At 67.1% G+C, this 16573-nt stretch carries 17 protein-coding genes; 11 read left to right on the top strand and 6 right to left on the bottom strand.

Going from position 1 to position 16573, the window contains the following annotated elements; translation table 11 throughout:
* Nucleotides 1-43 precede the first annotated feature (43 nt).
* Nucleotides 44-505 (top strand): MaoC family dehydratase, encoded by a 462-nt coding sequence (locus F1640_RS12655; RefSeq protein ID WP_125954609.1) that lies wholly within the window; start codon nucleotides 44-46, stop codon nucleotides 503-505.
* 52 nt (nucleotides 506-557) lie between these two features.
* Here the strand turns inward: F1640_RS12655 and F1640_RS12650 are convergent, their stop codons facing one another.
* Entirely contained in the window at nucleotides 558-1814 is a 1257-nt protein-coding gene (locus tag F1640_RS12650; RefSeq protein ID WP_124809939.1) for a polyhydroxyalkanoate depolymerase, read from the bottom strand.
* 229 nt (nucleotides 1815-2043) lie between these two features.
* On the opposite strand from F1640_RS12650, the gene F1640_RS12645 reads away from it, so the two are divergent.
* From F1640_RS12645 to ribA, 8 genes are all read left to right on the top strand, one after another.
* Entirely contained in the window at nucleotides 2044-3834 is a 1791-nt protein-coding gene (locus F1640_RS12645; protein WP_194919492.1) for an ABC transporter transmembrane domain-containing protein, read from the top strand.
* Between the two features lie 92 nt (nucleotides 3835-3926).
* Nucleotides 3927-4742, top strand: a complete 816-nt coding sequence (locus F1640_RS12640; protein ID WP_124809941.1) for an undecaprenyl-diphosphate phosphatase — start codon at nucleotides 3927-3929, stop codon at nucleotides 4740-4742.
* Between the two features lie 134 nt (nucleotides 4743-4876).
* Nucleotides 4877-5143, top strand: a complete 267-nt coding sequence (locus F1640_RS12635) for a GlsB/YeaQ/YmgE family stress response membrane protein (protein WP_124809942.1) — start codon at nucleotides 4877-4879, stop codon at nucleotides 5141-5143.
* A gap of 117 nt (nucleotides 5144-5260) precedes the next feature.
* Entirely contained in the window at nucleotides 5261-6040 is a 780-nt protein-coding gene (ppk2, locus tag F1640_RS12630; RefSeq protein WP_194919490.1) for a polyphosphate kinase 2, read from the top strand.
* 111 nt (nucleotides 6041-6151) lie between these two features.
* Nucleotides 6152-6319 (top strand): 50S ribosomal protein L33, encoded by a 168-nt coding sequence (rpmG, locus tag F1640_RS12625; protein WP_124809944.1) that lies wholly within the window; start codon nucleotides 6152-6154, stop codon nucleotides 6317-6319.
* Between the two features lie 80 nt (nucleotides 6320-6399).
* Nucleotides 6400-7086, top strand: a complete 687-nt coding sequence (locus F1640_RS12620; protein ID WP_255530358.1) for an outer membrane lipoprotein carrier protein LolA — start codon at nucleotides 6400-6402, stop codon at nucleotides 7084-7086.
* Between the two features lie 371 nt (nucleotides 7087-7457).
* Nucleotides 7458-8249 (top strand): exodeoxyribonuclease III, encoded by a 792-nt coding sequence (locus tag F1640_RS12615; RefSeq protein ID WP_194919488.1) that lies wholly within the window; start codon nucleotides 7458-7460, stop codon nucleotides 8247-8249.
* The gene (ribA, locus tag F1640_RS12610) at nucleotides 8246-9310 is read left to right on the top strand and encodes a GTP cyclohydrolase II (protein ID WP_309229255.1); all 1065 of its coding nucleotides are present in this window, start codon (nucleotides 8246-8248) and stop codon (nucleotides 9308-9310) included. The genes F1640_RS12615 and ribA overlap by 4 nt, the downstream gene beginning before the upstream one ends.
* Nucleotides 9311-9453: 143 nt before the next feature.
* On the opposite strand, the gene F1640_RS12605 is transcribed toward ribA, so the two are convergent.
* Nucleotides 9454-9753 (bottom strand): hypothetical protein, encoded by a 300-nt coding sequence (locus F1640_RS12605; RefSeq protein WP_194919484.1) that lies wholly within the window; start codon nucleotides 9751-9753, stop codon nucleotides 9454-9456.
* Nucleotides 9754-9809: 56 nt separating this feature from the next.
* Nucleotides 9810-10157, bottom strand: coding sequence for a hypothetical protein (locus tag F1640_RS12600; RefSeq protein WP_194919482.1), 348 nt, complete (start codon nucleotides 10155-10157; stop codon nucleotides 9810-9812).
* A gap of 300 nt (nucleotides 10158-10457) precedes the next feature.
* On the opposite strand from F1640_RS12600, the gene F1640_RS12595 reads away from it, so the two are divergent.
* Together F1640_RS12595 and F1640_RS12590 are read left to right on the top strand one after the other, a co-directional pair.
* Nucleotides 10458-10637, top strand: a complete 180-nt coding sequence (locus tag F1640_RS12595; protein WP_124809949.1) for a DUF465 domain-containing protein — start codon at nucleotides 10458-10460, stop codon at nucleotides 10635-10637.
* Nucleotides 10638-10651: 14 nt separating this feature from the next.
* Nucleotides 10652-11644, top strand: coding sequence for a TerC family protein (locus F1640_RS12590; protein ID WP_194919480.1), 993 nt, complete (start codon nucleotides 10652-10654; stop codon nucleotides 11642-11644).
* On the opposite strand, the gene recQ is transcribed toward F1640_RS12590, so the two are convergent.
* The 3 genes from recQ to gyrB all read right to left on the bottom strand — a co-directional run bounded on the left by recQ (nucleotide 11628) and on the right by gyrB (nucleotide 16371).
* Entirely contained in the window at nucleotides 11628-13379 is a 1752-nt protein-coding gene (gene recQ, locus F1640_RS12585; protein ID WP_255530536.1) for a DNA helicase RecQ, read from the bottom strand. The two genes, F1640_RS12590 and recQ, sit on opposite strands and share 17 nt — an antisense overlap.
* 234 nt (nucleotides 13380-13613) lie before the next feature.
* Nucleotides 13614-13859 carry a hypothetical protein gene (locus tag F1640_RS12580; RefSeq protein ID WP_124809951.1) on the bottom strand — a complete coding sequence of 82 codons (246 nt, stop codon included), beginning with the start codon at nucleotides 13857-13859 and terminating at the stop codon, nucleotides 13614-13616.
* 4 nt (nucleotides 13860-13863) lie between these two features.
* On the bottom strand, nucleotides 13864-16371 hold the full coding sequence (gene gyrB / locus F1640_RS12575) for a DNA topoisomerase (ATP-hydrolyzing) subunit B (RefSeq protein WP_194919478.1): 2508 nt from the start codon (nucleotides 16369-16371) through the stop codon (nucleotides 13864-13866).
* Nucleotides 16372-16573: the final 202 nt, after the last annotated feature.

Below are 16573 nucleotides of genomic sequence, written 5' to 3'. Positions count from 1 at the left end.
CCGTCCATGATGGCGGAACAAGAGAATGCAGGAGAGCAACGGTATGGCGAGGATCATTCCCGCGACAGAAATCAAGGCGCTGGCAGGCACGATCGTGGGCACATCGGAATGGGTTGAGGTCAGCCAGGAACGAATCAACCAGTTCGCCGAAGCGACCGGTGACTTCCAGTTCATCCACGTCGACGAGGAAAAGGCCAAGCTGACGCCGTTCGGCGGCACGATCGCGCACGGCTTCCTCACGCTGTCGCTGATCCCGCTGCTGACACAGCTCAGCGATTGTCCGCGCCCCGAAGGCATCAAGATGGGCGTGAACTATGGCGGCAACCGCACCCGCTTCCTCACCCCCGTCCGTTCGGGCAAGCGCGTGCGCGGCGTGTTCAAGCTGCTGGAGATCGAGGAAAAGCGCCCCGGCCAGTGGCAGCAGTCCATGGAAATCACGGTGGAGATCGAAGGCGAGTCGAAGCCCGCCCTGATCTGCGAGTGGCTGACCCAGTTCTTCGTCTGAGAAGCGGCGTTTCGGGACGGTGCGGGAAGTCTTCTTTCCGCACCGCCTGTCTTCAGGCGACGGCCGTCAGCTTGCGGCCCTTGCCCCGGCCTTCGTGGCGCACGATCCACGCATCGACCACCGGCGCGATCTTGGTCCGCCAGCGCGATCCGTTGAAGATGCCGTAGTGCCCCGCCTCGGCGGCGAGGAGGTACTGCTTCATTTCCTCCGGCACGTTCGGCGTCACCTTGAGCGCGGCCTTGGTCTGGCCGATGCCCGAAATGTCGTCCCGCTCGCCCTCGATGCACAGGATCGCGGTGTCGTGGATCGCGCCCAGATCGACCGCGTGCCCGCGATGGACGAATTCGCCCTTGGGCAGCGCGTGGCGCTGGAACACGACATCCACGGTCTGCAGATAGAACTCCGCCGGCAGATCGCAGACGGCGCGGTATTCGTCATAGAACGTCTTGGTCGCCTCGGCGCCTTCGCCATCGCCCTGCACCAGGTGCTTGAACAGCGAATAGTGGCTCATCATGTGGCTGCCGAGGTTCATCGACATGAAGCTCGCGAGCTGGACGAAGCCCGGATAGACCTGCCGCCCCTCGCCCGGATAGTTCACCGGCACCGTGGTGATGACGTTGTGCTTGAACCACACATAGGGCTTGGTGATCGCGTGATCGTTCACCGCCGTGGGCGATTCGCGGGTATCGATCGGCCCGCCCATCATCGTCAGCGTCACAGGTCGGCACGGATGGTCTTTGGCCGCCATGATCGCGGTGGCGGCAAAGGCCGGTACCGAAGGCTGGCATACCGCCATCATGTGCGCGCCGGGGCCGATATATTCGAGGAAGCCGACCAGATAGTCGATGTAATCGTCCAGGTCGAAGCGCCCTTCGGCCAGCGGCACGTATTTCGCGTCGGCCCAGTCCGTTATGTAGACCACGCAGCGTTCCAGCATCCGTTCCACCGTGCCGCGCAGCAGCGTGGCGTAATGGCCGCTCATCGGCGCCACGATCAGCAGGCGCGGCGCGTCGGGCGGAAGCCCTTCGTGCGTGAACTTCTTGAGATCGCCGAACGGGCGATGGATTTCCGTCGATTCCCGGACCGCGTGGGTCGTGCCATCGACATGGATCGTGCGGATGCCGAACGCCGGCTTGCCGCGCGGGGCCGCCGCGTGGGCGAACACTTCCAGCGCCGATGCCATCATCTGGCTGGGGCCGAAGCCGCTGAACGGAAGCCGGGGATCGCCCAGCAGATCCGCCGTCATCGACGCCATCGCGCTGCTGGCGCTGAGCAGGGAGCGCTGGATTTCATAGGCCTTGTAGAGCACGGCCGTTGTCCTTGTTCTGTTGCCCGGCAACACCGGGACTCGCTTGCCCCCAGATTGCCGCGATTCGTTGCCTTGTGCAACGCAACATTGAAGATCGCGCTACGACCGGACCAAACCGGACCCTAATCCTCGCCCCGATCGCGCGGGACGGACTGCGGAAAAAGCATTGCCACGCCTTACCGGCATGCGCCCCCTTCCTGCGCGGGCGCGCTTCGGCTAGGCGAGCGGAATGGACGAGGGAACCCAGCCTGTCGAAGCCCCGCGCCCCGCGCGCACCCTGACCCCCTTGCGCATGGTATGGCGCCAGGCGCTCGACTATCCGGGACGGGTCGCCGCCGCCGCTGCCGCGCTGCTCGTCACCGCCAGCGCCACGCTGGCGATCCCCTCCGGCCTCAAGCTGATCGTCGACAAGGGCTTCTCGCAAGGGGCGGACATCACCGAGATCGGCCGCTGGTTCCGCTATCTGCTGCTGGTCGTGCTGGTGCTGGCCGTCGGCACCGCCTGCCGGTTCTATTTCGTGTCGTGGCTGGGCGAGCGCGTGGTCGCCGACATCCGCCTGAAAGTGCAGGCCAACCTGCTGCGCCTGCCGCCCAGCTTCTTCGAAACCAACAGCCCCCGGGAAATCTCCTCGCGCATGACCTCCGACACGGCGATCATCGAACAGGTGGTCGGTACCACGGTTTCGGTGGCGCTGCGCAACGCGATCATGGCGCTGGGCGGCATGATCTACCTGTTCGTGCTGGCGCCGAAGCTGACCGGCGCGGTGATCATCGGCATCCCGCTCGTGGTCCTGCCGATCGTGTGGTTCGGCCGGCGCGTGCGCTCCGTTTCGCGGTCGAGCCAGGACCGCGTCGCCGCGATCGGCGTGATCGTGTCGGAAACGCTGGGCGCGATGAAGATCGTCCAGGCCTTCGGGCAGGAAGAGCGCGAGCTGGAGCGGTTCGGCGAGCGCGTCGAACGCACGTTTGACGTGGCCCGCCGCCGCATCATCCTGCGCGCGGTGATGACGGCGATCGTCATTCTGCTGGTGTTTGGCGGCATCGTCCTGCTCGTGTGGGAAGGCGCGGTGGGTGTGGCCGAAGGCACTATCAGCGGTGGCACGATCTTCGCGATCGTGGTGACGGCGGGCCTCGTCGCCGGCGCGCTGGGTGCGCTGACCGAAGTCTATGGCGACCTGTTGCGCGGCGCCGGCGCGGCCAGCCGCCTCAACGAACTGCTGCTGGAACAGCCCGACATCGCCCCGCCCGCGCGGCCGACCGCGCTGCCCGTGCCGCCGCGCGGCCAGCTGGCGTTCCAGAACGTCGGCTTCCGCTATCCCAGCCGCCCGGAAGTGGCGGCGCTGGAGGACTTCTCGCTGACCGTCGAACCGGGCGAGACGGTGGCGATCGTCGGGCCTTCCGGCGCGGGCAAGTCCACGCTGTTCCTGCTGGCGCAGCGGTTCTACGATCCGCAGGCAGGCACCGTGCGCATCGACGGCGTGCCGCTGCCGTCGGCCGATCCGGCCGAGATTCGCGCGAGGATGGCGCTGGTGCCGCAGGACGGCACGCTGTTCGCCGCCAGCGCGCGCGACAATCTGCGCTATGGCAACTGGGCCGCCAGCGACGAGGACATCTGGGAAGCGGCGCGCGCCGCCAACGCCGAAAGCTTCCTGCGCGCGCTGCCCGAAGGGCTCGATACCTTCCTGGGCGAGGACGGCGCACGCCTTTCCGGTGGTCAGCGCCAGCGCATCGCCATCGCCCGCGCGGTGCTGCGCAACGCCCCGATCCTGCTGCTTGACGAAGCGACCAGCGCGCTGGACGCCGAAAGCGAACAGCTGGTGCAGGCCGCGCTCGACCGGCTGATGAAGGACCGCACCACGCTGGTCATCGCGCACCGGCTGGCGACGATCCGCGCGGCCGACCGGATCATCGTGATGGATGGCGGCAAGATCGTCGAACAGGGCAACCACGCCAGCCTGACCGCCGCCAACGGGCTCTACGCGCGGCTTGCGCGGTTGCAATTCCAGGACGCCGCCGCCTGATCGCGTGTGCGCCGCAAGGCATTGCCGAAATTTAAGGTTGCCGAACGCCGACCGCCCTTGACACCGTGCTGCGCTGCGGCAACGCCCTGCGCATGGACAGCACGATCGTTACCGCCGTACTGCTCGGCATCGTCGAGGGCCTCACCGAGTTCCTTCCGGTCTCCTCGACAGGGCACCTCATCCTTGCCACCGAACTGTTCGGCTATGACGCCGCGCAATGGGCCATGTTCAACGTGGTCATCCAGCTGGGCGCGATCCTGGCGGTGGTCGTGCAATACTGGCGCACGTTCTGGGCCGTCGGCATGGGCCTGCTCCGGCTGGAGCCGCTGTCGCTGCGCTTCCTGCGCAACCTGCTGGCCGCGTTCATGCCCGCCGCGGTCATCGGCCTGCTGCTCAAGCACCAGATCGAGGGTCTGCTCGGCAGCCCGCTGGTGGTGTGCTGGGCGCTGATCGTGGGCGGCATCGGCATTCTCGTGGTGGAACGCTTCGCCAAGGGCGGTGAACCGACCGGGATCGGCCAGTTGCCGCTGCGACAGGCCGTGGGCGTGGGCTTCGTGCAGTGCCTGGCCATGATCCCTGGCGTCAGCCGTTCGGGCGCGACCATCATGGGCGCGCTGGCCATGGGCATCGAGCGCCGCACCGCCGCCGAATTCAGCTTCTTCCTGGCCATCCCGACGATGCTGGGGGCGACCACGCTGGAACTGCTCGACAAGCGGCACGAACTGGCCGCCGGCACGCTGGGCGTGGGCTGGGCGGAGATCGCGGTGGGCTTCTTCGTCTCGTTCGTGGTGGCGCTGGCGGTGATCCGCTTCTTCGTCGCCTATGTCAGCCGGCACGGCTTCACGCCGTTCGCCTGGTACCGCATCGTGGCGGGCGCGGCGGCGATGTTCTGGCTACTGCGCACCTGACCGCCCCACCGGTCCCCGCCCCACCGATTCTCCCAGCCGCCGATCAATCGCGCCATAACGGCGGGGTTTCCGGAACCAAATCCCCGCCGCCGGATTGTGAAAGGCATCAAGGCAACAATGGGGATGTCCGGAAAATGGGTATCATCGTCCTTCTCATCGTGGGTGGCATTCTGGGCTGGCTGGCCAGCATCGTGATGCGCACCGACGCACAGCAGGGTATCTTCCTCAATATCGTGGTCGGCATCGTCGGCGCGATGCTCGGCGGGTTTCTGCTCACGCCCTTCATCGGCGGCGGCAGCATCACCCAGGGCATTTCGGCAGGCAGCCTTATCGTGTCGTTCCTCGGCGCGGTGATCCTGCTGGCGATCGTCAATCTGGTGCGGCGCGGTTCGGTTCGCTGATCGCACGAATTGGAATCCCGAGGGAAAGGGGCGGCCACTCGCGGGCTGCCCCTTTCTTGTATGCCCCTTTTTCGTGCACGCTCACCCTCCGTTCGAATCGCACAGGCACGGGGCTCCATGGGTGAACTGAAGAAGAAGGACTACGAAGACCTGCTGGAACCCATGCAGGAGGAACTGACCTGCATGGCGCGCTGGGTAGCAAAGACCGGCGCGCGCGTGCTGGTGATCTTCGAAGGGCGCGACACCGCGGGCAAGACCGGCGTGATCCACGCCATCCTCCAGCGGCTCAACCCCCGCCAGTGTCGCGCCGTGGCGCTGCCCAAGCCAACCGAGCGCGAACAGGGCCAGTGGTACTTCCAGCGCTATATCGCCAACCTCCCCGCCGCCGGGGAGATCGTGCTGTTCGACCGCAGCTGGTATAACCGTGCCGGTGTGGAGCGCGTGATGGGCTATGCCAGCGAGGATCAGGTCCGCGCCTTCCTGGCGCAGGCGCCCACGTTCGAGAAGCTGCTGGTGACGGACGGCCTGCTGCTGTTCAAATACTGGCTGACCTGCGATCAGGAGGAACAGGAACGCCGCTTTGCCGAGCGCCGCGACGATCCGATGAAACGCTGGAAGCTCTCCCCGGTCGATCTGGAGGCGCGCGGCAAGTACGCGGCCTACACCGAAGCGCGCGAGGCGATGCTGGCCGCCACCCACACGCCCGAATCGCCGTGGACGCTTGTGGACTTCAACGACCAGCGCCGGGGCCGGCTGACCGTGATCCGCAACCTGCTGGACCGCATGCCCGATACCCGCGTGGATGTGCCACCGCTCGATCTGCCGCCGCTGAAGGACAAGCCGCTCAAGGAACGCTTCGGTCTGGTGGAACCGCTGCACCCTTATCCCAAGGCTTGACTTTCGCGTGATTCTCCCCCAACGCCCGCGCCCTGCGAAGGCGGCGTGGCAACGCGCCGCCGCAATAGTTTTCAGCACGCGCGCGCAAGCTAGTTCAGGATTGTTAGAGCCATGGCAAAGCCCACCACCGTCAAGATTCGTCTGGTCTCGACCGCCGACACCGGCTTCTTCTATGTCACCAAGAAGAATCCCCGCAACAGCACCGAGAAGTTCAGCTTCCGCAAGTACGATCCGGTGGCGCGCAAGCACGTCGAATTCAAGGAAGCCAAGATCAAGTAAGGCGTTCCGCCTACCGTTCGCCGGAACCTTCCCGGTTCACGGCGAGTTCAACGCCGGTCCTGCAACAAACGGCGATGAACATGATACTTGATCTCTTCCGCCTTCCCGGCCGATCCCGCCTGATGCACGCCGTCGCGGTTTCCGCGATGGCGTCCGCTGGCCTTGGCGCCGTGATGTCCCCGGCCCCGCTCGCGGCGCAGAACGCGCCCGCGCCGGCTCCCGCCAACGACGTCGACCGCGCGGTGGATGCGCTGCGCGCGATCACCACGATGCGCGCCAACTTCGTCCAGACCGACCGGTCCGGCCAATCGCTGTCCGGCGTGATGACGATGAAGCGCCCGGGCAAGATCCGCTTCCAGTATGAACGTGGCGTACCGTTGCTGATCGTCTCGGACGGGCGCGCGCTGACGCTGATCGACTACGAGGTGCGGCAGGTCCAGCGCTGGCCGATCCGCAACAGCCCGCTGGGCGCGTTGCTTGATCCCAGCAAGGACGTCGCCCGCTTTGCGCGGCTGATACCGACCAACCATTCCAGCGTGGTCAGCATCGAGGTGCGCGACACGCGCCACCCCGAATACGGCACGATCACGCTGATCTTCATTCGCAAGGCTTCCGCGCCGGGCGGACTCGAACTCGACAGCTGGGTTGCGCTCGATTCGCAGAACAAGCGAACCACCGTGCGCCTGTCGGGCCAGCAATACGGCATCGATGTGCCAGAAAACACGTTCCGCTGGAACGATCCGCGTCCCAACTCGCCCAAGCACTGACGCGGTCTGCCCGCGATCCCGGCGACCCGTTCTTTACCGGACGGGCCTTCCGGCCGTTCGTCGCCGGCACGCGACGCTTCGGCAACAACCTGTGCGCGGCACGCGACAAGCTGCGACAAACTTGTCGTTTCCGTTCATCCGCCAGCAAGCGCGGCGGTCCTAGAACGGGTTCAGACGAGGCGGTCGAGGCGGGTTTCCCCCCTGTTGCCCGGCCTTCGAAAAGCCGCCGCGTCTAAGCGTGACGAACGCAGATGGAACCCTCGCCCCCAATGCCCCCGGGGCGAGGGTTTTTCCTTGCCCGTTCAGGCAGCGATCACGAGACAGCGCTTCGGGCTTGCACCGGCTACCGGCCTGCACCTAAAGCCTTGGCCATGGTCTCTATCGCTACCTGGAACATCAATTCCGTCCGCCTGCGCATCGATCAGGTCGAGCGCTTCCTGGCCGAACAGGCGCCCGACGTCCTGTGCCTCCAGGAAATCAAGACCGCCGAGGAACTGTTCCCGCACGAAATGTTCGAACGGCTGGGCTATACCCACCGCGCGGTGCATGGGCAGAAGGGCTACCACGGCGTCGCCACGGTCAGCCGCGTTCCCTTCCGCGAGATCGGCCGGCACGATTGGCAGGACAATGGCGAGGCGCGCCATGTGGGCGTGGAACTGCTCGGCCCCGGCCAGGGGATGTTGCTGGAAAACGTCTATATCCCGGCGGGCGGTGACATTCCCGACCGTGAACTCAACCCCAAGTTCGGGCAGAAGCTCGATTTCCTCGAACGGATGACGCGCTGGGCGGACAAGGTGGACCGGCCCACGCTGATCGTCGGCGATTTCAACATCGCCCCGCTCGAATCGGACGTCTACAGCCACAAGGCGCTGCTCAAGGTGGTCAGCCACACGCCGATCGAGGTCGAAACGCTGGGCCGCTTCCGCGACGCGCACGGCTGGATCGACCTGGGCCGCAAGCATATCCCCGCGCCAGAGCGGAACTACAGCTGGTGGAGCTATCGCTCATACTGGCGCAACAAGGACCAGGGCCGGCGGCTCGACCATATGTGGGCCTCGCCCGATCTTGCCGCGCAATCGACGAGCCACCGCTTCGTCGAGGAAACGCGCAAGTGGGACCAGCCTTCGGACCACATTCCGCTGGTGACCGGGTTCGACCTGTGAGCGATACGCGCACGGTTGCGCGCGCGCTGGACGCGCTGCGCCATGGCTGGGCCGTGCGCGTCACCGCCGATGATGGCGCGCTGGACCTGCTTCCGGCGGAAACCGGCTTTGCCCAGCCCGGCGTCTATGCCGCGAACCTGCTGATATCCGCCGCCCGCGCGGCCACGCTGAAGCTCGCCAATCAGCGCGAGGCGGCCGTGCCCGAGGCGCCGGTGCTGATCCACGGCGCCGACCCGTTCACCCAGCTCAGTGCGCGCGAGCTGGCCGATCCCTCGCTCGATCTGGACCGCCCGCTGCGCGGCCCGTTCCGCGCCCTGCCGATCGCGGCACACGAAGCCGCCGTCACCGCGATGGAACTGGCGCGGCTGGCCGGCATCCTCCCCGCCTTTCTGGTGGCGACGGGAGTGGAACCGGCGGTCACGGTCTCCGCCGCCGACCTCGCGGCGTTCAAGGACCCGCTCAACCTGACCATCCAGGCGCGCGCACGCCTGCCGGTTCACGCCTGCGAACACGCCGAGATCGTGGCGTTCCGCGCGCGCGACGACCTGCGCGAACACGTCGCGCTGATTCTCGGCACGCAGAGCGGCGAGCGCGTGCCGCTGGTCCGCCTGCACAGCGAATGCCTGACCGGCGACGTGCTGGGCAGCCTGAAGTGCGATTGCGGCCCACAGCTTGACGCCGCGCTGGCGCGCATGGCGGAGGAAGCCAACGCCGGCGGCTGGGGCGTGCTGCTCTATCTGCGCCAGGAAGGGCGCGGCATCGGCCTGATCAACAAGCTGCGCGCCTACGAACTGCAGGACCAGGGCTTCGACACCGTGGACGCCAACGAGCGGCTTGGCCTGCCCAGCGAGGCGCGCGACTTTCCCGTGGCGGCGCGGATGCTCGATCTGCTGGGCGTCACCACGATCCGGCTGATGACCAACAATCCCGGCAAGGTGGCCGCGCTGCAGGAACTGGGCGTGGACGTGGAGGAGCGCGTGGCGCACCAGTTGCCCGCCAACCCGCACAACGAACGCTACCTCGCCACCAAGCGCGACCGCACCGGCCACCTGCTGCGGTAAGGCAGGCGGTGCATCGCCCGCTTCGTCCCCGCTTCGTCATTGCGAGCGACCCGCGAAGCAATCCAGAGCCCCGCGCGCCACGCCCTGGATTGCCGCGGGGCTTCGCCCCTCGCAATGACGAATAAAGGCGCCGCCGTCCGGCTCTACAGCGCCCGGAACATGATCAGGCCGACGCACAGCACCAGCACGGCCGCGCCGGCAACGCCCTTCATCACGTCCTTCAGCGTGAACCGGTCGATATGATCGCCGCGGAACCGGGCATAGCCGCTGGCGATGGCGGGATTGCTGGCGATCATGCCGATGTCGAGCGCGTTGGCCTCGCGCCGGAAGTAATTGACGAGCACGCCGTGCTCCTCGGTGGATACGTCGGGGTAGGCCGCCAGCAGCGCCTCGATATGCGCGCTACGGGCGAGAGCAGCGGGGCTGCTTTCCTGAATGGTCATGTCGGTATTCCTGATATGCGTGAAGTCTGCGCCCGAACGTGGGGCGCGGTGGCACATCAGGGGGTGGGCGGACCTCGTGGCGCGATCTTGCGCGCCAGCGGCGCGGGAAGCGGCGGGCCGGTCTGGTCGGGCCAGGCATGGGGAATCGCCGCAACCAGCGGCATCGTCGGCAAGACGACGGCCGACACCGTCGGCAGCACCGGCGCCATCTGCACGACGTAACGCTCGACCGCGGTCTTGCGCGCGGGCGCGATGGCGACTTCCGCCGTGGCCGCGCTGAACGCCGACCCGCTGCGCACCACAAGCGGCGCCTCGAAAGGCGTGACTGCGTGGAACGCCACGGTCAGGACCAGCAGCGCGGCCCAGAACCGCGCCGCCAGCCGTGAAGGAAGCCGGCTCAGCACCCGGCCAACGTAGGGATTGGGCGCGCGAACGGCAAGCGCGCGGGCCGGTTTCGGCGCCCCGCCCTCACCCTTGCCCGGCCGGGGACTTGAAATTCGGAGCGATTCGGTCCACAAAGGGATCGCGGGACCGGGCCCCTCTGGCTTGGCGCGCTGGCCCATTCGGGCAGGCGCCTTGCGATGTCGGACCGCATCGGGTGACACCGATGCCTGCCGGTCCGGGTTCCTTCCCATTTCCCGCCCATGGACCGCAGGGCTTCGGTGCGCCCGATCGAACCAACCGTTTCGATCGAGGAGCAAACGATGTCCGACATTACCTTCCGCCTGATGGAGCGCCACCAGCAGATCGACGAGGCGCTGCGCGCCGAGCGCCGCCGCCGCTGGCCCGATCCGCTGGCAATCCTGCGCCTGACGCGCGCCAAGCTGGCGCTGCGCCAGCGCCTTGGCCGCCTGATGCGCCGCCGCATCGCCCTGCACGGCTAAGGCGGAGAGCGACCATGGAAATTCTGTTCGCGGACTGGCTGGGCACTCCGGCCTGGTTGTGGCTGGTCTTCGTCGGCCTGGTCGTCGCGCTCACCGCTTTCGACCTTGGCGTGCTGCACAAGGACGACCGGGCCATGGGCATCGGCGAATCGCTGCGGCTGACCGCCTTCTACATCACCATCGCCCTGCTCTTCGGCGCCTGGGTCTGGGCCGAAAAGGGCGCCGATTCCGGCATGGCCTGGTACACCGGGTTCTTCATCGAAAAGGCGCTGTCGATCGACAATGTCTTCGTCATCGGCCTGATCTTCGGCACCTTCGCGATTCCGGCGAAGTACCAGTACCGCGCGCTGCTGTGGGGCATCATCGGCGTGATCGTGCTGCGCGGCGCGATGATCGCGGCAGGGGCGGCGCTGGTCTCCGAAGCCTATTGGGTGCTCTATCTTTTCGCCGCCTTCCTGATCTTCACCGGCGTGAAGATGCTGCTGGGCGGCGATCACGAACCCGACGTGGCCAACAACCCCGCCGTGCGCTGGATCAGCCGCCACATGCGCGTGACACCCGCGCTCCACGGCCAGCGCTTCTTCGTGCGCGTGCCCGATCGCCGCACCGGCCGGCTGGTGCTGGCCGCGACGCCGCTGTTCCTGGCGCTGGTGGTCATCAACGTCGCCGATCTGGTGTTCGCGGTGGACAGCGTGCCGGCGATCTTCGCGATCACCACCGACCCCTTCATCGTCTATACCTCGAACATCATGGCGGTGCTGGGCCTACGCGCGCTCTATTTCGCGCTTTCGGCGATGGTCGACCGCTTCCAGTACCTCAAGGTCTCGCTGGCGGCGGTGCTGGTGTTCATCGGCGCCAAGATCTTCGTGTCCGACTTCCTGCTGGGCGGCGCGAAGTTTCCGCCGCTGGCCAGCCTGGGCGTGACCTTCGGCCTGATCGCGGCGGGCGTCCTCTATTCGCTTTGGAAGACGCGCAGCGCGCAACCTGCGCTCAATGCTGCCGAATGACCTCGAGGAACTGCTCGCCATAGGCGTCGAGCTTGCGCGCGCCCACCCCGCCGATCCCGCCCAGTTCGGCGCGGTTGGCGGGGCGGGTTGCCGCCATCTCGCGCAGCACCGAATCGTGGAAAATCACATAGGGCGGCACGCCCTGTTCCTGCGCCAGATCGCGGCGCAGCGCGCGCAGCGCGTCGAACAGCGGATCGCCCACCGGGTTGAGCGCGGCACCGGCCGCCCCCTTGCGCCGCCTGCCGCCGCCTTCCTGACGCGGCGGCAGGATCAGGTCGACGCGCACATCGCCCTTCAGGATTTCGCGCGCATCGCCGCCCAGCGCCAGCCCGCCATGCTCGGTGGCGACAAGGCTGCCGCGCGCCTGCAAGGCCCGCGACAGCACACGCAGCAGCGGCGCGTCCTCCGCCGGCACGATGCCGAAGACCGACAGCTGATCGTGCCCCCGCGCCGTCACGCGTTCATCGGCGCGGCCGGTCAGCACTTTCTCGATATGACCAAAGCCGAAGCTCTGCCCCGTGCGATAGACGGCGGACAGGAACTTGCGCGCCAGCTCGGTGGCATCGGTCTGCGCGGGCGGAGACAGGCAGTTGTCGCAATTGCCGCAGGTCGGCGGCGGGTCCTCGCCGAAGTGGCGCAGCAGCACCGCGCGGCGGCACCCGCCGGCCTCGACCAGCCCGGCCATGGCATCCAGCCGCTGGCGTTCGCTGGCGCGGCGATGTTCCTCGACCTCGCCGATGCGCTGGCGCGCGCGCAGGAAATCGTCGGCGCCCCACAGCAGCAGCGCCACCGACGGATCGCCATCGCGCCCGGCGCGGCCGGTCTCCTGGTAATAGCCCTCGATCGACTTGGGCAGGGCGGCATGGGCCACGAAGCGCACGTCCGGCTTGTCGATGCCCATGCCGAAGGCCACTGTCGCCACCATCACCATGTCCTCGCTGGCGACGAAGGCGGCCTGGTTGGCGGCGCGCACTTCGGGCGGCAGGCCGGCGTGATAGGGCAGCACCGGCCGCCCCTGCCCCGAAAGCTGTTCCGCCAGCCGCTCCACCCCGGCGCGGGTGGGGGCATAGACGATGCCCGGCCCCGGCTGCTCCGCCATCAGGCGGGTAAGCTGGCGCAGCGGATTTTCGCGCGGGGTAATGGCATAGCGGATGTTCGGCCGGTCGAACCCCGCCACGATCAGCCCGTCTTCGGCGATGCCGAGCTGTTCGAGGATGTCGGCGCGCGTGTGCCGGTCGGCCGTGGCGGTCAGCGCCAGGCGCGGCACTGCCGGGAACATGTCCATCATCGGCCGCAGCAGCCGATAATCGGGGCGGAAATCGTGCCCCCATTCGGATACGCAATGCGCCTCGTCGATGGCGAACAACGCCACGCGGCCCTGGGTCAGCAATTCGCGGAAATGCGGCTGGCTGGCGCGTTCAGGCGCCACGTAGAGCAGATCGAGATCGCCCGAGAGGAAGCGGTCGATGGTCTGCCCCCGGTCGGTATCGACGCTGGTCAACGCCGCCGCGCGGATGCCGTTGGCCGTGGCCGAGCGCAACTGATCGTGCATCAGCGCGATCAGCGGCGACACGACAACGCACGTGCCCGCCATCATCACGGCCGGCAACTGGTAGGTCAGCGACTTGCCCGCGCCGGTGGGCATCACCGCCAGCGTCGATTGCCCCGCCAGCACGCGCGCCACAACCTGTTCCTGCACGCCCCGGAACGCCGAAAACCCGAACACCGCGTGCAGCGCCTCGGCCGGATCGGTCCAGGCGGGGGCAGGCGGGGCTGACGCAGCGGACGCGGCTTCGGGAAAGAACAGGCCGGGGTCGGTGAAGTCCCGCTCGTCCTCTTCGGCGTAGTAGGAATAGGTATAGGGTTCGTCAGGCAAGGTCACGCCCGCCGCTATGGCAGAGGAAGGGGCCGCAGGGAACCTGCGCGCGGCCGCCCGCCATGGGAAAACGACGGCGCGACCGCCGCAGGATTACTGTTCCGCCGCCAGCCAGTCCGCCAGCTGCGCGATCTCGTCCGGATCGAGCACCCAGGTCCGCGTGGCGCGGCCTTCGCGGTGCACCGGCACGGTTAGCAGCACGCGCGCCTGGGTGCGGGCATGGGGCTTGTAGAGCGTGTAGTGCATCGCGCAGTCGCGGATCGTGCCGATGATCGGCGCGCGCCCTTCCAGATCGATCATCGTGGCCGCCTGATCCCACGGAATGCTGGCTGTCAGCATCGGATCAGACGTCCAGATTGGCGACGTTGAGCGCGTTTTCCTGGATGAAATCGCGGCGCGGCTCGACGATGTCGCCCATCAGGCGGGTGAATATCTCGTCGGTCACGTCGGCGTCTTCCACCTTGACCTGCAGCAGCGAGCGGTTGTCCGGATCGAGCGTGGTTTCCCAGAGCTGCTCGGCGTTCATTTCGCCCAGCCCCTTGTAGCGCTGGATCGACAGGCCCTTGCGGCCGCCGGCCAGCACCGCATCGAGCAGTTCGGACGGGCGCGTGATCGCGTCCTTCGGCTCGGCGCGCGGCTTGGCCACTTCCTGCTCGCTCTCGTCGGCGGTGACGGCCGGTTCGGGTTCAACCGCGGCGGCGGAGGCGCGCACCAGCCGCGCGGTGGCGGAATAGACCTCGGCGGTTTCGGCCGTCAGCCGCGCCAGCTTGCGCGCTTCGGCGCTGGTCAGGAAGCCCGGCTCGATGATGTGGTGGTCGGTCACCCCGCGCCACTGGCGCTGGATGTGATAACCGCCCTCTTCGGAAAGCCCCGCGCTCCAGCGTGCTTCGGTATCGCCCCGGTCCAGCCAGCGGGCCGTGCGCGCCAGCGCTTCGACGCGAGCATCGGCAGACAAATCGGGATCGAGCGCTCCGGCCAGCGCCAGCGCCTCGATGATCGCCGGATCGTAGCGGCGCGGCACGAAGGCCATCAGGTTGCGCATCCGCAACGCGTGTTCGACCAGTGCATCGAGTTCCACGCCGCCCCGCGCGCCGCCGGCCGTTTCCAGCACGCGCCCGGCAAGGCCCGCCTCGATCAGGTAGCGATCGAGCGCGGCATTGTCCTTGAGATAGACTTCCGACCGGCCCTTGGCGACCTTGTAGAGCGGCGGCTGGGCGATGAAGAGGTGCCCGGCGCGGATGATGTCGGGCATCTGCCGGTGGAAGAACGTCAGCAATAGCGTGCGGATATGGGCACCGTCGACGTCGGCGTCGGTCATGATGACGATCTTGTGGTAGCGCAGCTTTTCGAGATTGAACTCGTCGCGGATGCCGGTGCCCATCGCCTGGATCAGGGTGCCGACTTCCTTGGACGAGATGATCCGGTCGAACCGCGCGCGCTCCACGTTCAGGATCTTGCCCTTCAGCGGCAGGATCGCCTGGTAATGGCGGTCGCGGCCCTGCTTGGCGCTTCCGCCTGCCGAGTCACCCTCGACCAGGAACAGTTCGCACTTGCTGGGATCGCGCTCCTGACAGTCGGCGAGCTTGCCGGGCAGGCTGGCGATGTCCATCGCGCCCTTGCGCCGCGTCAGTTCGCGGGCGCGCTTGGCCGCTTCGCGCGCGGCGGCGGCGTCGATGATCTTCTGGATCACCGCCTTGGCGTGGGCCGGGTTTTCCTCCAGCCACTCGCTCATCTTGTCGCCCATCAGGCTTTCGAGCGGCTGGCGCACTTCCGAGCTGACCAGCTTGTCCTTGGTCTGCGAGGAAAACTTGGGGTCGGGCAGCTTGACCGACACGATCGCCGTCAGCCCTTCGCGCATGTCGTCGCCGGTCAGGCTGACCTTTTCCTTCTTCAGCATGCCCGATTTTTCGGCATAGCCGTTGAGCGTGCGCGTCAGCGCCGCGCGGAACGCCGCCAGGTGCGTGCCGCCATCGCGCTGCGGGATGTTGTTGGTGAAGCACAGCACGTTTTCGTAGTAGCTGTCGTTCCATTCGAGCGCGACGTCGATGCCGATGCCGTCGCGCTGCGCGGAGATCGCGATCGGATCGGGAAGCAGGGCCACCTTGTTGCGATCGAGATAGCGCACGAAGGCCGCGATGCCGCCCTCGTAGAAAAGGTCGTGCTCCTTGACCTCCTCGCCGCGCTTGTCGCGCAGCAGGATGCGCACGCCCGAATTGAGGAACGCCAGTTCGCGGTAGCGGTGTTCGAGCTTTTCGAAATCATAGACGGTGACGTTCTTGAACGTCTCGTCCGAGGCGAGGAAGGTCACGCGCGTGCCCTTTTTGCCTTCGGGCGCCGGCCCGCGCACCGCCAGCGGCGCGACCGCATCGCCATGCGCGAACTTCATCCAGTGTTCCTCGCCGTCGCGCCAGATGGTGAGTTCCAGCCATTCCGACAGCGCGTTGACCACCGAGACGCCGACGCCATGGAGGCCGCCCGAAACCTTGTAGGCGTTGTCGTCGCTGGTGTTCTCGAACTTTCCGCCGGCGTGCAGCTGGGTCATGATGACCTCGGCCGCCGACACGCCCTCTTCGGCGTGAATGCCGGTGGGGATGCCGCGCCCGTTGTCCTCGACCGAAACCGATCCGTCCGGGTTCAGCTCGATCAGCACCAGGTCGCAATGCCCGGCCAGCGCCTCGTCGATCGCGTTGTCGGAAACCTCGAACACCATGTGGTGCAGGCCCGACCCGTCGTCGGTATCGCCGATGTACATCCCCGGCCGCTTGCGGACCGCGTCAAGACCCTTGAGGACCTTGATCGAATCCGCGCCGTAGGAATTGGTGTTCGGGGTGTTTTCTGAAGAGCTGGCCATACCGAGCATATAGGCAGAGCCGCGCCCAAGCCCAAGCGAAAGAGCCCTGATGCGGGGGATTTTCCACAAGGAATGGTCACAAATCCGCACGGTTTGCCGCGATCGGCCGCGCGCGCGCGAAAAAGGCATTGCCGGGCCGCTTCCCAAGGGCCGGGAATGATGCTGAAACGGGCGCCATGGAAACGCTTTTTCAGGGGATAGG

The organism is Novosphingobium sp. NBM11 (assembly GCF_015390225.1).
Lineage (GTDB): Bacteria > Pseudomonadota > Alphaproteobacteria > Sphingomonadales > Sphingomonadaceae > Novosphingobium.
Note: the sequence above shows the minus strand (reverse complement) of the source record. Positions and strands in the feature narration are given on the sequence as shown.

Coding starts and splice junctions, on each gene's coding strand:
- F1640_RS12635 (WP_124809942.1), top strand. CDS start 4,877: ATGGGTATCATCGTCCTTCTCATCGTGGGTGGCATTCTGGGCTGGCTG.
- F1640_RS12605 (WP_194919484.1), bottom strand. CDS start 9,753: ATGACCATTCAGGAAAGCAGCCCCGCTGCTCTCGCCCGTAGCGCGCAT.
- gyrB (WP_194919478.1), bottom strand. CDS start 16,371: ATGGCCAGCTCTTCAGAAAACACCCCGAACACCAATTCCTACGGCGCG.
- ppk2 (WP_194919490.1), top strand. CDS start 5,261: ATGGGTGAACTGAAGAAGAAGGACTACGAAGACCTGCTGGAACCCATG.
- F1640_RS12615 (WP_194919488.1), top strand. CDS start 7,458: ATGGTCTCTATCGCTACCTGGAACATCAATTCCGTCCGCCTGCGCATC.
- F1640_RS12580 (WP_124809951.1), bottom strand. CDS start 13,859: ATGCTGACAGCCAGCATTCCGTGGGATCAGGCGGCCACGATGATCGAT.
- F1640_RS12645 (WP_194919492.1), top strand. CDS start 2,044: ATGGACGAGGGAACCCAGCCTGTCGAAGCCCCGCGCCCCGCGCGCACC.
- F1640_RS12595 (WP_124809949.1), top strand. CDS start 10,458: ATGTCCGACATTACCTTCCGCCTGATGGAGCGCCACCAGCAGATCGAC.
- rpmG (WP_124809944.1), top strand. CDS start 6,152: ATGGCAAAGCCCACCACCGTCAAGATTCGTCTGGTCTCGACCGCCGAC.
- F1640_RS12655 (WP_125954609.1), top strand. CDS start 44: ATGGCGAGGATCATTCCCGCGACAGAAATCAAGGCGCTGGCAGGCACG.
- F1640_RS12640 (WP_124809941.1), top strand. CDS start 3,927: ATGGACAGCACGATCGTTACCGCCGTACTGCTCGGCATCGTCGAGGGC.
- F1640_RS12620 (WP_255530358.1), top strand. CDS start 6,400: ATGATACTTGATCTCTTCCGCCTTCCCGGCCGATCCCGCCTGATGCAC.
- F1640_RS12590 (WP_194919480.1), top strand. CDS start 10,652: ATGGAAATTCTGTTCGCGGACTGGCTGGGCACTCCGGCCTGGTTGTGG.